15 protein-coding genes are annotated in these 12,972 nt (G+C 46.4%); 5 read left to right on the top strand and 10 right to left on the bottom strand.

The genetic code is table 11. The annotated features are described in order from the left end of the window. Nucleotides 1–163: 163 nt before the first annotated feature. The gene (locus GCE9029_RS15215) at nt 164–832 is read left to right on the top strand and encodes a methyltransferase domain-containing protein (RefSeq protein ID WP_062664405.1); all 669 of its coding nucleotides are present in this window, start codon (nt 164–166) and stop codon (nt 830–832) included. Between the two features lie 39 nt (nt 833–871). Here GCE9029_RS15215 and GCE9029_RS15210 read toward each other — a convergent pair whose 3' ends face one another. Further along, a complete protein-coding gene (locus GCE9029_RS15210; protein WP_062664403.1) occupies nt 872–1,078 on the bottom strand; it encodes a DUF3283 family protein in 207 nt (68 codons plus the stop codon). An 88-nt stretch (nt 1,079–1,166) separates the two neighbouring features. Here GCE9029_RS15210 and GCE9029_RS15205 point away from each other — a divergent pair, with 88 nt between their 5' ends. After that, nucleotides 1,167–1,607, top strand: a complete 441-nt coding sequence (locus tag GCE9029_RS15205) for an XRE family transcriptional regulator (protein WP_231870113.1) — start codon at nt 1,167–1,169, stop codon at nt 1,605–1,607. Between the two features lie 64 nt (nt 1,608–1,671). On the opposite strand, the gene GCE9029_RS15200 is transcribed toward GCE9029_RS15205, so the two are convergent. The 4 genes from GCE9029_RS15200 to pdsR are packed head-to-tail and all read right to left on the bottom strand — an operon-like array spanning nt 1,672 to nt 5,907. Next, entirely contained in the window at nt 1,672–2,340 is a 669-nt protein-coding gene (locus GCE9029_RS15200) for a glutathione S-transferase family protein (protein ID WP_062664399.1), read from the bottom strand. A gap of 14 nt (nt 2,341–2,354) precedes the next feature. Then, entirely contained in the window at nt 2,355–2,978 is a 624-nt protein-coding gene (locus GCE9029_RS15195) for a glutathione S-transferase family protein (RefSeq protein ID WP_062664396.1), read from the bottom strand. Between the two features lie 35 nt (nt 2,979–3,013). Further along, nucleotides 3,014–5,215 (bottom strand): proteobacterial dedicated sortase system histidine kinase, encoded by a 2,202-nt coding sequence (pdsS, locus tag GCE9029_RS15190; protein WP_062664394.1) that lies wholly within the window; start codon nt 5,213–5,215, stop codon nt 3,014–3,016. After that, nucleotides 5,212–5,907: a proteobacterial dedicated sortase system response regulator gene (gene pdsR, locus GCE9029_RS15185; protein WP_062664392.1), complete on the bottom strand. Its 696-nt coding sequence runs from the start codon at nt 5,905–5,907 to the stop codon at nt 5,212–5,214. The genes pdsS and pdsR overlap by 4 nt, the downstream gene beginning before the upstream one ends. Before the next feature lie 224 nt (nt 5,908–6,131). Between pdsR and pdsO the strand changes: the two genes are divergently transcribed. Both pdsO and GCE9029_RS15175 read left to right on the top strand, forming a co-directional pair. Then, nucleotides 6,132–6,860, top strand: coding sequence for a sortase-associated OmpA-like protein PdsO (gene pdsO / locus GCE9029_RS15180; RefSeq protein ID WP_062664390.1), 729 nt, complete (start codon nt 6,132–6,134; stop codon nt 6,858–6,860). A 12-nt stretch (nt 6,861–6,872) separates the two neighbouring features. Next, the gene (locus GCE9029_RS15175) at nt 6,873–7,322 is read left to right on the top strand and encodes a GNAT family N-acetyltransferase (protein WP_062664388.1); all 450 of its coding nucleotides are present in this window, start codon (nt 6,873–6,875) and stop codon (nt 7,320–7,322) included. A gap of 1 nt (nt 7,323) precedes the next feature. Here the strand turns inward: GCE9029_RS15175 and GCE9029_RS15170 are convergent, their stop codons facing one another. The 4 genes from GCE9029_RS15170 to GCE9029_RS15155 all read right to left on the bottom strand — a co-directional run bounded on the left by GCE9029_RS15170 (nt 7,324) and on the right by GCE9029_RS15155 (nt 10,935). After that, nucleotides 7,324–7,806, bottom strand: a complete 483-nt coding sequence (locus GCE9029_RS15170) for a methylated-DNA--[protein]-cysteine S-methyltransferase (protein WP_062664386.1) — start codon at nt 7,804–7,806, stop codon at nt 7,324–7,326. 9 nt (nt 7,807–7,815) lie between these two features. Beyond that, nucleotides 7,816–9,102, bottom strand: coding sequence for a bifunctional transcriptional activator/DNA repair enzyme AdaA (locus GCE9029_RS15165; protein WP_062664384.1), 1,287 nt, complete (start codon nt 9,100–9,102; stop codon nt 7,816–7,818). Between the two features lie 151 nt (nt 9,103–9,253). Then, nucleotides 9,254–9,676 (bottom strand): DUF3010 family protein, encoded by a 423-nt coding sequence (locus GCE9029_RS15160; protein WP_062664382.1) that lies wholly within the window; start codon nt 9,674–9,676, stop codon nt 9,254–9,256. A 104-nt stretch (nt 9,677–9,780) separates the two neighbouring features. Beyond that, nucleotides 9,781–10,935 carry an HD-GYP domain-containing protein gene (locus tag GCE9029_RS15155; protein ID WP_062664380.1) on the bottom strand — a complete coding sequence of 385 codons (1,155 nt, stop codon included), beginning with the start codon at nt 10,933–10,935 and terminating at the stop codon, nt 9,781–9,783. A 501-nt stretch (nt 10,936–11,436) separates the two neighbouring features. Between GCE9029_RS15155 and GCE9029_RS15150 the strand changes: the two genes are divergently transcribed. After that, nucleotides 11,437–11,958 carry an NUDIX domain-containing protein gene (locus GCE9029_RS15150; protein ID WP_062664372.1) on the top strand — a complete coding sequence of 174 codons (522 nt, stop codon included), beginning with the start codon at nt 11,437–11,439 and terminating at the stop codon, nt 11,956–11,958. Nucleotides 11,959–12,013: 55 nt separating this feature from the next. On the opposite strand, the gene GCE9029_RS15145 is transcribed toward GCE9029_RS15150, so the two are convergent. Then, nucleotides 12,014–12,916 carry a lipid A deacylase LpxR family protein gene (locus tag GCE9029_RS15145; protein ID WP_062664370.1) on the bottom strand — a complete coding sequence of 301 codons (903 nt, stop codon included), beginning with the start codon at nt 12,914–12,916 and terminating at the stop codon, nt 12,014–12,016. Nucleotides 12,917–12,972 lie beyond the last annotated feature (56 nt).

Raw genomic sequence — 12,972 nt, 5'->3', positions numbered from 1 at the left:
ACTGAAACTCAGTGTTCATATCTGTCCTAATCTCAGCGTGACGCAACGACAAACTTCATTCTTCTCAGACTTTTTTCTGATACCTAGCGACTGTTTTATAAATGAGACAAATGAGTGTAACGCTTCCAAGTATTCTCTTAGTTGAATAACAGGGGGAATGGCCATGCAGAGTGTTGTAGAGGTATTTGGTACCGCGCTAGCCAGCTATTACAACGGCAATAAATCAGGGAAACTCATTGTTAGGGAAAACAATGGCACATCTGTGATCCCAACATCTGACTTCTTCCGTCGTCCGGAAGATGTTGCCACTGACAGAATAGCTCTTTCGTATTGTCGTCGCAGCGTATTGAACGTTGGCGCGGGGAGTGGAGAGCATTCTCTCTACCTTATTGCGAAAGGTATTAAAGTGACGTCGATTGATAGTTCACCGATTGCTTGTGCAATCATGCATCAGCGCGGTGTTCCATCAGTAATTTGTGGTCATCTGTTTGACCAGCACCCAATGTTTGATCGCACCTTTACCTGGTTAGCACTTCGCGGAGTGATAGGGCAGTTGGGTAATATTCGTAACTTCTTTCATTTTCTCAATCTGGCGCATCGGAATTTGTATCCAGGCGGCAGATTGATCTTGAGTTCAGAAAACCTTCGTTATGAGGGCTATCGCACGCGTCATTTGACGTTTGAATTTGACGGGAGAGTGAGTGAAGAAGTGCCGTGGTTTGATATCGGCATGTCTACGCTCCGAAGAGTGGCTGACAGTCATCACTTTAACTGTCGCATCGTTTACTGTGATGACAGCAACAAGTACGTGGCTTTGCTAACAAAAAGGTAAACGAGAATTTTCCTAAATGAGTTAGGAAAAAATGGGGCTTCAAAGCCCCATTATTTTTGAATACTTATCAACGCAATCAACAAAATGCACACGTTCATTTTCATCTGAAATGTCTTTTGCCTGCTGCGCGAGTGTACTTCTTTCTGCCAATGCATTTTTAACCTGCCACACCGAATAAGCTGCTTGCTTATCGAGTTCAATTTCTTGTTTTTTATCTGGTGGTAGCAATGCAAGGTTGTGGCTCATAGTAAGTCTCTCTTTGTCATGATATGCCCAGAATGAAATGAACGACCAGGCAGGGCGATAACATAGCGAAGAGCACCAGTTTCGACAAGTGTTTACGCCGCACTTACGCCTCGCTGACATTGATAAAACGCTTCACCGTTATGATTTTCTTTATGGAGAGGTAGGTAACAAGCGGGGATTTATGGAATTTACCTATCATGACAGGCAAACACTTTATGACGCGTGGATGTCTTACAAAGCGAAATTGCGAATCACCCAAATCGAAATGGCCAAACGCCTTGGGGTGAGTCAGTTGGACTTCTCAAAGACCATGCGCGGTGATGTTCCGATGGATCGAAACTTCGTTTTCCGTTTCTGTAAAGAGATGGGGCTGGATCCTGGTAGCTCATTACCCAGTCTAAAGGACAACAAAAACATCATGAACAACGGACCCATCGTGGTAAGAACCTCTTTAACTGTTGATGGCACCATTGCCAAGGTCGAACATTCAGGCGACCAAGTGTTTATCGAATACATCAAAGAAATATAAAAAGTCTGCTATGACTGACAAAGCCGCCCATCGGGACGGCTTTGTCGTTTTTCGGAGCAGCGTTTTACTTCGTTACCATCTTAGAGATTTGTTTTGCTTTCTCTTCGTCTGACAGATTAGACGGAGGGGGAACCAGAATGCCTTTTTGACAAGCAGGCCTTTCTGCCAATTCGTCTACCCAACGTTGGAGATGCTCCAGGCCGGAGATATCAACGCCGCTCCATTCATGGATTCTCACCCAAGGCCAGGTCGAGATATCTGCAATTGTGTATTCGTCACCAGCCAGATAACGGTTGTTAGCCAATTGACTATTCATGACTTCGAACAGGCGACGTCCTTCGTTTTGGTAGCGCTCTATGGCCGCTGGGATTTTCTCAGGGAAGTAACGATAGAAGACGTTAGCCTGACCCATCATTGGCCCAACACCACCCATCTGGAACATCAACCATTGCAGCACTTGGCTTTTCTTCTTTGGATCGGTAGGAAGGAATTTTCCCGTTTTCTCTGCGAGATAAATAAGAATTGCGCCTGACTCGAAAACTGCGAAGTCATCGTTGTCTTTATCAACAATCGCTGGAATACGTCCGTTGGGGTTAATCGCCAGATATTCGGGTTTCTTCTGATCTGCGGCCATCAAATCAAGCGCGTGGTACTCGTAAGGCAGCCCCATTTCTTCAAGGGCAATCGATATTTTGTAGCCATTCGGCGTGCCTGCGGTGTATAGCTCAATCATTTGTTCAATCCTTTTTATTTCGACTGTGCTTCGATGAATGCTTCTCGTTGAGTGATTTGTTCATACCAGCGTTGAATAGAAGGCATGCTGTCATCAATATGAATATCAATGTTCTTTATAAAATCCACCATGATATAAGCGGAAATATCTGCGACGGAAAAGTGTTCCCCAGCCAAATAGGTTGATTGAGAAAGCCTTTCTTCCAATACCGGCAAAAATTCGATATTTCTTAGCTTACTTTCTTCGCCCCAGGCCTTGATACAGCGCTCACGGTCACTGTATATACCCGTCAGGTTCCGGAAAGCTTGGAAGGCAGTGAAGAGACCTTGAAGTTCGACAATTCGGTTCCACATTTCTACTTGTCCGATCTCGGTTGGCGTAGAGCCGAATAAATTGTGATCTGTTGGGAAAGCAGCATCCAAGTAACGGCATATTGCAATAGACTCGCAGATCGTTGTCCCATCATCTAATTCTAAGAAAGGGATGCGTCCATTCGGACTCATAGCTTTGAATTTGTCTGTTAGGTTTTCGCCTCCACGAATATCAACATGCACTGAGGGTATATCAATTTTCTTTTCAGCAAGGAAAAGTCTAACGCGCCGTGCGTTAGGAACAGGTGCAAACTCATGTAGTTTCATGGAGATTCCTTTTGTTGTTTTCCCTAATTGTATACTCAGCTCGTTTGGGTCGATGCGAGTGGTAGCCAAACCGTGACATTCACGCCTTTGCCATCTGGTCGATTGGTTATCGAGAGCCGCCCTTGGTGGAACTCCGCCACCAATCTGGCCACATACAACCCTAAGCCGAGGTGTGGCTTGTCTGATTTATGCTTTTCTTCCCGAACAGAGACCATGGAACCGAGTAATTGATTTCCCATATTTTCAGGCAATTGAGGTCCAATGTTAGAGACTGTGATGCGTGCCAAATTGTCATGAATGAGCATGTATATCTCGACATTAGTGTCTTGCTGGTGGAACTCAACCGCGTTGGCAACCAACTTATCTAAAAGCTGTGCAATGTACTCAGGCACGCCGGACATCTGATAGTTGCCGTCTTTGATATGAAGGGTGAAACCCTGCTCTGGGTAGGCATATTCATAGCCTTGCACACAGCCGGATACGACTTTGTCGAGCGGAAACTCAGTGTGTTCGGCATGTTCAAAACTCTGCTCAAGACGGGTTGCTTCCGTCATACTCGACAGAATAGTTGCCAATCTTGTGACGCCTTCCTGAGCTCGCTCAATGTAACGAAGCTGATCGTCTTCCTTGGTGACAAATGCCAGGTTCTCCAGCGAAGACCTGACAACGGCGACAGGTGTTCGCAGTTCGTGGGATAAGCTAGAAGACATCTTCTCCAGGTAGGCATTGTAGTCAGATAGGCGTGTTACCATTGTCGACAGTGTACGGGACAAATCCCCAATCTCGTCTTTGCTGGTAGCAGGCTCCAATTGACGTAACACGCGCCCTTGCGGGTCGATGGCACTCTCAGCATCGTCGCGCAGTTTTCTCACGCGACGTGATATATGTGATCCGAAAAGTAGCAGCACGACCACACCGGTACAAATGACAGCAAGCAGGACATTAAATAATTGCTCAAGCGCCTTATTGCGTAATGTTTTGATCCCTTTTGTTGTTTCTTCAACCACAACAGCGCCAACCACATTCGAACCCACTCTCACCGGATAGGCCGCTGAGAGGATTGTAGTGCTTTCATCCGGTGTTAGACGCCAATTAGCATAAGGACGCCCTATAAGTGCCTGCTGAACTTCCACGCCACGGAAAACGGCGGCATTGTGCATGGCATCGATAATTTTCTCAGGTGGACGCTCCAGTAAACGGTAATAGAAGGGGTTCAGAATGTTGTTTTGAATCCAGCCCATTACGCCAGTCGGTTCTTCGTGGTATTTAATGGTGGTTTCCCAAACTCCGTTTGCCGATTGGAGATCTCCGGCTTTTGCCAACACACGCCCATGTTGATCGACAACCCAAACCCTAGAACTTCCATCGTTCATTCTTTGTAGCACTCTCTCGATATCAGGAGATGGAACGAGAAGGGTACCCAGAGTCTCGGCACTGCGTGGATTTGAAGTGGCGAGAATAGTCTCAACATCACGATTGTAGGGATTAGTCACATCGTAATAGGCGAAACTGAGCTTTTCACCAACAAGCCAATCTGGAATAGCCAGTTCAATGACGTAGCCTTGTGCAGTTTCCTGCCACCAGCCCCGAATCGCTTCTGAAGGAAAATTATGTTCTATATCTTCTATCGTATTTTCAATAAGGTAGATGTCGGCATTTCCACTTTTTGTAGTGGTGACGCCGTAACGTTTAAGTTCGCCTTGTTGGGTTGTTAAAGTGACCACCAAGTGGTCATTTCGGTCGATCCGCGCAGTATTTTCACGACGAAGGATTGGTGATTTGTCGATGACATCAATCAGTGCATATAAATCATCACCGTCGCTCGCCATGATCAAATCAAAGTTCAGTTCATTTGATTGATAAGGGGAGCGGCTGAAAATCACGTGGGCATCGGCATAGTTGACTCTGTGTTTTTTATAACGCTCCCAATCCAGCGTAGAGCCATCAATATCGATGGGGGATTCCAGCGCCACAGCATAGAGATCTTTTCCTTCTTCCAGCCTCGGCTTAGTCTTTTGCTGGCGCTCAAACAATTCAGGCTGTTGATTCAGTGCCATTGAGAAAGCACGGGCAGAACCCATCAGGGTTTGTTCCTGACCTTGTCTGAGCACATTTTCAAGTTCCCAGACATAGTTGTAACCAATAAAGGGTAGCAAGAGTAAAAGCCCGCTCAGCAATACCACTTTTGTTCGGATGCCTGATATCCAGCGCCACACCTTTTCGGTTACTGCCTTCATTTTGTGCTGTCCCAGCGATAACCCATGCCATAGACAGTGTCGATATGGTCAAACGTGCTATCCAGAGCGATGAATTTTTTGCGTATGCGTTTGATATGGGAAGTAATTGTGCTGTCATCAACCACCACGTGCGCTTCTTGCATCAAATCCTGGCGGCTTCTCACATGCCCAGGGCGCTTTGCTAGGGCATGGACCATCCAAAACTCCGTCACGGTCAGATCCACCGTTTGATCTTTCCATTTCACCTGCATGCGGTTGAGGTCAAGCGTCAGGTTTTCGCGCTCTAATAAAGATTCAGTCTGAGTCGATGCCAGACTGAGCAATTCGCTTCGTCGGAAAAGAGCGGCGATGCGCGCCATTAGGTGAGGAAGACTAATGTCTTTCGTTAGATAGTCATCAGCGCCCATTCGCAGACCAACAACCGTGTCTATATCGCTGTCCCTGGCGGTCAGGAAAATGATCGGAATGGTTGCAGACATAGCACGCAACGATTGGCAAAGCTGAAACCCACCATCAATTTCATCCTGAAGACCGATATCGATGATCGCCAAATCCGGAAGGCGTTGCTTAAAACCTTCTTCAGCATCAGGGCGGTTGGCATAGGTAGATACGGAATAACCCTGTTTTCGCAATACATCTGCATAGTTTTCGCGAATGGCCGGCTCGTCTTCAACAATAGCGATACGTTTCATTTTTACTCAAGTAATCAAACAGAAGATGGTTTGACTATACCGTAAATTGCGCCTTTAAAAAGGGGATCTCACCGATTCAGGGCAAAAGCCATTTTTTTGCCACAATTGCCCCGAGCATTGCCTTTTTTGTTCCCAGTCGGTGCCATTTTGCCTTGTTTTAATGACCTCATCGAAACAACGAACGGGTTCTCCCTTCACAACCTGAAATGGATGAGGAAATAACAATGAACAAGATGAATAAAACACTGGCAGCAATCTCTCTGGTCATCCCTATGACTGTTTCTACGGTTTTTGCAGCAAACCAAACGCTGCAAGCTGAACGTGACCAAACGACAGAAATGATTGGCTTCGGTGGTGGCGCTGCGTTAGGTGCTGTCATCGGCGGACCTGTTGGTGCGGTAGCTGGTGCCATTGTGGGTGGGCTGATCGGTCAGGTAGCCAGTATCGATGAACAAAGCGAACAGCAAGCGATGGTGATTGCAGACATCAGCGAGCAAAACGCGCAACTGGAAACCTTCCGCTCGCTGTATGCGGAAAACGAAATTGAGTTAGCGAAATTGAAAGCCGAAATGAACGAAAAAGAAATCGCGCTCGAATTGGCGATGGATATTCAATTCCGAACCAATTCTTCGGAAATTGAGCCGCATTTCCAACTGCAGCTTGATGAAGTGGCCGCGCTGATGCGTCAGCAGCCAAATGTGCAATGGGACTTGGAAGGCCATGCGGATGTGCGAGGCAATGAAGAGTACAATCTGAAACTGTCACACCAGCGTGTACAAGCAGTTTATGACTATCTGGTTGAGCAAGGTGTTGATCCTTCGCAGTTAGCTCAAACGGCATTTGGCAATCAACTGGCGCTTGAAAAAGAAGGTGACCGTGAAGGCTACTTCTTTGACCGTCGAGTAAGCCTGCGCGCGATATCAGATGCGATGCCTACGGCAAACAATCAGTAATAGGAGCTGGATATGATTATTCGTCCGGCAACGTTGGAAGACGCAGAGCGCATTAATGCGCTCTGCCACACACTGGGTTACCCGTCCGAATTGGAAGATACTGAGCTTCGCTTGGAAAAAATCATGAAGCAGTCACGGGACGCGCTGTTTGTTGCAGAGCTTTGTGACATGGTAGTGGGCTATATCGCCTTGCATACCGTCGATGTGGTTCACGATGACATGCCTTGGGGAAGAATCTCATCAATGGTTATTGATGAAAACTTCCGCGACATGAGCATTGGTAAGCAGCTGCTAGAGCATGCTGAAACCTACCTTAAAAAACAAAACTGTCACCGTATTGAAGTAACCAGTCATATTAGCCGCGAAGAGGCGCATGGGTTTTATCTTCACTTGGGTTACCGCATTACGCCTCTACGATTTATCAAATTGCTGGCTCAACGTGTTTTGGTGGCTGCGGGTTGACCTATTTCGCCATGGCCTGCTCATGCTTAAGCAACCAGGCCTTGGCTTCCAGCCCCCCAGCGTAACCTGTCAGCTTTCCATTCTTTCCAATGACCCGATGGCAGGGAACAATGATTGCGATGGGGTTCTGGCCATTTGCAGCACCAACAGCACGAGACGCTTTTGGCCTGCCGACATGATTGGCGAGCTCTCCATAGCTGCGCGTTTCACCGGGTGGAATTGATTTAAGTGCTTCCCAGACTTCACATTGGAACGCGGTACCTAAAAGATCCAATGGCACATCAAATTCCACCGCCTCACCGGCAAAATATCTATCCAATTGTGAAACGATGGACTCGAAAGGTTTGCGGTCGATGACTTCCTCGTCAGATACCGGAATGTCGTACTTGTATTCAGGTAATGAAAGGGAAGTCAGCCCTTGATCGGAGGCAGTTAGCGTAATCGTGCCGAGAGGAGATTCGTATTCATAACGGTACTGTTTCATAGGATATCCTTATTCATTTCCCGCATTGAAAGCGGTTTGAACTGATGCGTTCTTTTCGGTGAGAGCGAGAGCTTGATAGCTTCTCCAGGGTTTGGCCGAAGTTGTAAGCGCTTCGTCAAGCATTTCAACGTCTGAAATGTCAGGAAGGCTTAACCCCCTAAGACGTGCATATGCATATTGTGCTTGGCTCAGATATGTTGATGGCGAAGATTCTGGCCAAGGTTCGTGTTTAAAGTGTTCACAAATGTCAGCCCAATGTTTTTGAAAACCTGTTTGGTCTGAATTCGTGACGTCGGATAACGGATTTGCTTGCTCACCAAGTACAGGGCATGAAACTAAACTTTCACCTAAATAGGCTCGTAAGCCTGCTTCTTCCATATCCCAGCAGCCAGGAATGCGCACACCCAAAGAACTATCCTTAGGCGCAGTTTTACGTAATGCATCGTCAATGACATCTGGGTTGGCATCCAAATCCAGCAGGTGGCGAATGCGGTTGACGACTTGGTAAAGAAACTTTGGATCTTCGAGTTCAATTTCTACCTGAAACGTATTTTTCCCTTCTTGCAACGTCGCGGTAAAACTACCTTGTTTTCCCTGATGGATGAAGCGTCTTCCATAACTGTTATCAGTGAGCCACTCAAGACCTGCAATAATGCGAGGTGCAATAAAACGCTTGAAGGCGTCCCAATGGTAAGGAGGGCGAAAGCTCATGCTAAGCGTCATTCCTTCATGACTTTTTAAATGCTTACGGCGCACTTGAGTGGGTGAAAGAGAAAGCTGTTGTTGAAAGCAGTCATTAAAGCGCCGCACACTGTTAAAGCCTGATGCAAAGGCAATATCAGAGACAGATAATTGACTTTCGTGTAGCAGCTTTTTTGCAAAAAGGATTTGTTGGTATTGGGCATATTGCTTTGGTGAACAGCCGAGCGATTCAGTAAAGAGCTTACGAAGGTACCTGTCGCTCACACCGAGTCTGTCAGCTAATTCAGGAATGTTATGTTCATGTAGATAGCCTTCCTGAATCAAATTCAAAGCACGTCTAAACGTGGTTTCTTTTCCCATCCAGGCTGGAGAGCCAGGCGCACTGTCTGGGCGACAACGCAGGCAAGGTCGAAACCCCTGTGCTGCTGCTTCGATTGCAGAGGAATAGTAGCGAACGTTCTCTTCTTTCGGAGAAGGTGCGGGGCAAATAGGCCGACAGTAGATGCCTGTCGATATCACGGCAGTAAAAAACAGTCCATCAAAGCGGGCGTCGCGAGAAAGCCTGGCTTGTTGATAGGTGGTAGTGTCCAACATGATTTCTGAGCCTTGATGAGAATTTCTATTAACATATCATCATGAATGAAAGACATTAGCCAGAAACGGAACTGAATAGACGATCAAGCGAGAATTCAAAGAAAGAAAAAGGGCCGCGAAAGCAGCCCTTAATGTTCATTAATCCGAAGGATTATTTGTTTAGGTATGCACAGGCCGTCAAGAACGCTTGCTCTTGAAATTGCTTAAGACCTACCTCTTTCAGCGAAACCTGAATAGGGTTGCGCTTCAGTGAAGCTTTCATTTCAGAAGAGCTGAATACTTCTGCTTCAATACCATCAATAAGCTGCAGTGCAGCTTCCATTTTGAAGCCTAACGCGCTGCCCGCGAATTTACCTTTAGTAGGGCGCTCACGAATAACAATCTTTTCAATTTTGTAGTCTTCGATCAGCTTGGCGAATTGCTTTTGGAAGTTGCGGATCTGCTCGGCACTTGCCGCGTCAGTCATCGTAAACTTTCGCGCGCGACACTCAGGTACTTCGAATAGACCTTGGTTAGATTCCAGCAGGCAAATGTTCGCTTCGTTGCTTTTTAGATCGACAGCACAAATACGCATTGTTTCAGTTCCACAAGTAAATGAGCCGACAAGTATAAGAAAATCTGTCGGCTAGGTCATGAAATAAAAAAGAGAAGTGGTGCGATTGGTGAAGAATGGAACGATTAGCGGAACTCGGCGAAATCTGTTTTCAGTTTAGCTTCTGTCAAACCGCGTATGATTTTGAGATCTGGCCTTTTCTTGAGGTCGATATATTCCACTTCGCGGAAAGACTCTGTTCTTGCTGAGTAGAAGAGTTTGACGGTTGGCGTCATCAAATCATCAGGGTTCTCTTCACAAACCAAGCCGACTCGACCATTGCTTAGCTCAACAACAGAACCAATCGGATAGAAGCCGACGCAACGGATAAACTTTTTCAGCAGATCAGAGTCGAGATGGAAAGGAGTGAGGCCAATCATGATCTTAAATGCTTCAGAAGGTGAAAGGGCGGGCTTGTAACATCGTTCTGCGGTCAATGCGTCATAGATATCAACAATGCATGACATACGGCCAATGAGCGTCAGTTCGTCGCCTTTCAAACCGTTCGGATAGCCATTCCCGTCTATTTTTTCGTGGTGCATGACGCTGACATCTTTACTCAGTTTAGGTAGGTCGATCATGCTGTCCAAAACAGGTTGTGACAATGTTTGGTGTTCCTTCATGTGAAGGAATTCTTCATCGGTCAGTTTTCCTGGTTTGTTGAGCACTTCATCACGCACCAAAATTTTACCGATGTCGTGAACAAGTCCACCGATCGCTAACTCTTCCAAGGTTTGGCGGTCAAGTTCAAGATAACGGCCAAAGTTCACTAAGTGGAACGCTACATTCATCGAGTGTTCAAGCAGATAGGCACTTTTTTCGCGGATACCGCTGATCCAAAGCACAGCGTCACGTCGCTCGAAGATGTTTTCTACAATGTCTGAACTGACTTGCTTGACGGGTTCGATATCGACGGGCTTGTTTTCGTAGACATCATTGAGAAGCTTACTCAGCTGTTTCTTTGACTTATCTACGAGTTCTTTTGCCGCGCCGAATTCATCGTTGCCTTTGATGGAGGAGTGTTTTCCTACCTTGGTCTCGCGGTACTGAATGTCTTCGTCTGATGTAATCTGGTCGGCGTCGATGTAAACGAAGAGCACACCTTTCTCACGCAGGTTATCAATGGTTTCCTGTCGTCTGATGAAGCCCGGCTTCTTCATCTTTGTGCGGGCGCGTTGAGACTCGATCTGTTCGACATACATGCCGATCTCAACATTATCAATGGCGACTTTCTGCAGCATTGATGCTTGCTCCGTTAAAAATCATTCGTAATAGGTTCTCGCTTTTTAAACCACGCCGTGCTGTAAAAGTAATTGGGGGAACTACGTTATTGATGAATATAATTATATACAAAATGCGACTTTACGGTTCGAAAATGACACTCATTTGTCGATAAACTTTACGTTTTATCGAATGTAATCCTGTTTATCCACTAATCTGTAGAGACATGCTCTGCTGTAGGTCAATGAATCTTATAGATTAATTCTATGAAATGCCGCTCGAAGTATTGGTGCGGGGAATGTTTATATTCAGTTTGCAACCACAACAAAAACCTTTCGGGCTACTCTAATTCGGCATGGTTTTAAGGTTGCATGTATTCTAAGACCCTAATCGCTAAATGCAACAATTGTCATGTATCTCAATAACTCAAAGCATTAGGTGACTCGCATTTTATATTTGCCCTGTATGGTTCTTCTCGCTAGAGTGCGTCTCTTCGCGTTTTTGGCAACTCGAGTTATTCCATGCAAATTCTAAAAACCAGCTTTCACCCAGATGTTCTTCCACTTGAGGGGAAGTCCACGTTCCATCGACGTGCCGCCCGTGCAATCGTTGTTAAAGAAGACATGATCCTGCTTCTGTTTACCGAGCGCTATCATGACTACTCATTGCCAGGTGGTGGCATTGACGAGCATGAAGATGAAGTGCAGGGTTTGGTTCGTGAATTGGGCGAAGAGACTGGTGCGCAGAATATTCGAAACATTCGCGAATTCGGCGCTTATGAAGAATACCGACCATGGCACAAGCCGGATTTCGACGTGGTACACATGCTGTCTTATTGCTTCTGGTGCGATATTGATGAAGAACTTGGCGAAGTGTCACTCGAAGATTACGAAGTAAAAAATGGAATGCGGCCGCTATGGGTTAACATTCATGAAGCTATTGCACACAACAAAGAAACGATTTCCAGTAGCGATAAGCAAGGCCTTTCGATTAAGCGGGAAACGTATCTGTTGGAGCTGATCGTCGAAGAATTAGGCTTGTAAGCATCCGATCAGAAAGGGCTGGATAACCAGCCCTTTGTTGTTTGTTCAGAATTAACTAGTAGCGGTAGAAAAGCGTAAAGTTAGCGTAAGCACTGAAATCGCGATCTGACTCTTCAAATTGCTTGGATTGACCGGTAACAGAGGCGACAGCCCCCCAATGGCGTGAGTACCATGACACGCCACCTGAAACGGCAGCCTGCGTGTTCTCCACATGAATATCATCGTTTTCGGCAGGCTTGTCACCTTCAATGGTAATGTCGTCAAAGCGGTATCTTGCTTCTACTGATGTGAAGAAAAACATGCCATTGTCACTGTGGCTTAGCAACCCGACATCAACCGCATTGCCTGGTAGTACCGAGGTCGAACCAAAGGTGTTTGCTAGGTCAAAACCAATTCGATATGTACCGCCAATGGCGACTTCGCTTTGGAAATTTCCTCCCTGCCCACGTCCAAACACACTGAACTCACCAATTGGGCTTCGTGTGATGAGTTGATGCGCCTCAAGCCCCGCTTGATACACAAACTCGTTGTCAATTTGGTATTCCCAGCCTTTCGGGTCGGGAGAGCCTACAATTTCGTGGACGACAGACTGAGCGCTATCGGAATTTGAATCAGGGCCGACCATACCAAGCATCAGGCTTCCTTTAAATGCGTTGATATCGGTTTGGTGATAAACGCGGCCCATACCATAAACCAGACCAGCATAAGGCCGCTCATTAGGTTGTGGCGTGGTGAGCTCAATATCTGAAGGCGTCCACATTTGTGAGCCAATTTCCAGACTATACCCAATCACGCCTGGGTCAGATGACCAACGAAGGAAAAGACCACTGGTGTAATCCCGGTCTGTACCTAATGCACCATCATTATCGATAGAGAATGAAACAGTGGCAGCTTGGGTTGTGGCGCTCAACAGAGGTAAAGCGAAAATCGCTGCGCCAATTAATCTGCGTGACAACATAACGTCCTTTGTATTATTTAATAGCGACTTGGCTCATGCTATACCATTCGCTAGGG

It is taken from the genome of Grimontia celer (assembly GCF_900055185.1).
GTDB lineage: Bacteria > Pseudomonadota > Gammaproteobacteria > Enterobacterales > Vibrionaceae > Enterovibrio > Enterovibrio celer.
The sequence above is the reverse complement of the archived record's forward strand: the minus strand, read 5'-3'. Positions and strand labels throughout refer to the sequence as shown.

Excerpts from the sequence above, each read along its gene's own strand:
- GCE9029_RS15215 (WP_062664405.1), top strand. The coding sequence starts at position 164 with ATGCAGAGTGTTGTAGAGGTATTTGGTACCGCGCTAGCCAGCTATTAC.
- GCE9029_RS15210 (WP_062664403.1), bottom strand. The coding sequence starts at position 1,078 with ATGAGCCACAACCTTGCATTGCTACCACCAGATAAAAAACAAGAAATT.
- GCE9029_RS15200 (WP_062664399.1), bottom strand. The coding sequence starts at position 2,340 with ATGATTGAGCTATACACCGCAGGCACGCCGAATGGCTACAAAATATCG.
- GCE9029_RS15195 (WP_062664396.1), bottom strand. The coding sequence starts at position 2,978 with ATGAAACTACATGAGTTTGCACCTGTTCCTAACGCACGGCGCGTTAGA.
- pdsS (WP_062664394.1), bottom strand. The coding sequence starts at position 5,215 with ATGAAGGCAGTAACCGAAAAGGTGTGGCGCTGGATATCAGGCATCCGA.
- pdsR (WP_062664392.1), bottom strand. The coding sequence starts at position 5,907 with ATGAAACGTATCGCTATTGTTGAAGACGAGCCGGCCATTCGCGAAAAC.
- pdsO (WP_062664390.1), top strand. The coding sequence starts at position 6,132 with ATGAACAAGATGAATAAAACACTGGCAGCAATCTCTCTGGTCATCCCT.
- GCE9029_RS15175 (WP_062664388.1), top strand. The coding sequence starts at position 6,873 with ATGATTATTCGTCCGGCAACGTTGGAAGACGCAGAGCGCATTAATGCG.
- GCE9029_RS15170 (WP_062664386.1), bottom strand. The coding sequence starts at position 7,806 with ATGAAACAGTACCGTTATGAATACGAATCTCCTCTCGGCACGATTACG.
- GCE9029_RS15165 (WP_062664384.1), bottom strand. The coding sequence starts at position 9,102 with ATGTTGGACACTACCACCTATCAACAAGCCAGGCTTTCTCGCGACGCC.
- GCE9029_RS15160 (WP_062664382.1), bottom strand. The coding sequence starts at position 9,676 with ATGCGTATTTGTGCTGTCGATCTAAAAAGCAACGAAGCGAACATTTGC.
- GCE9029_RS15155 (WP_062664380.1), bottom strand. The coding sequence starts at position 10,935 with ATGCTGCAGAAAGTCGCCATTGATAATGTTGAGATCGGCATGTATGTC.
- GCE9029_RS15150 (WP_062664372.1), top strand. The coding sequence starts at position 11,437 with ATGCAAATTCTAAAAACCAGCTTTCACCCAGATGTTCTTCCACTTGAG.
- GCE9029_RS15145 (WP_062664370.1), bottom strand. The coding sequence starts at position 12,916 with ATGTTGTCACGCAGATTAATTGGCGCAGCGATTTTCGCTTTACCTCTG.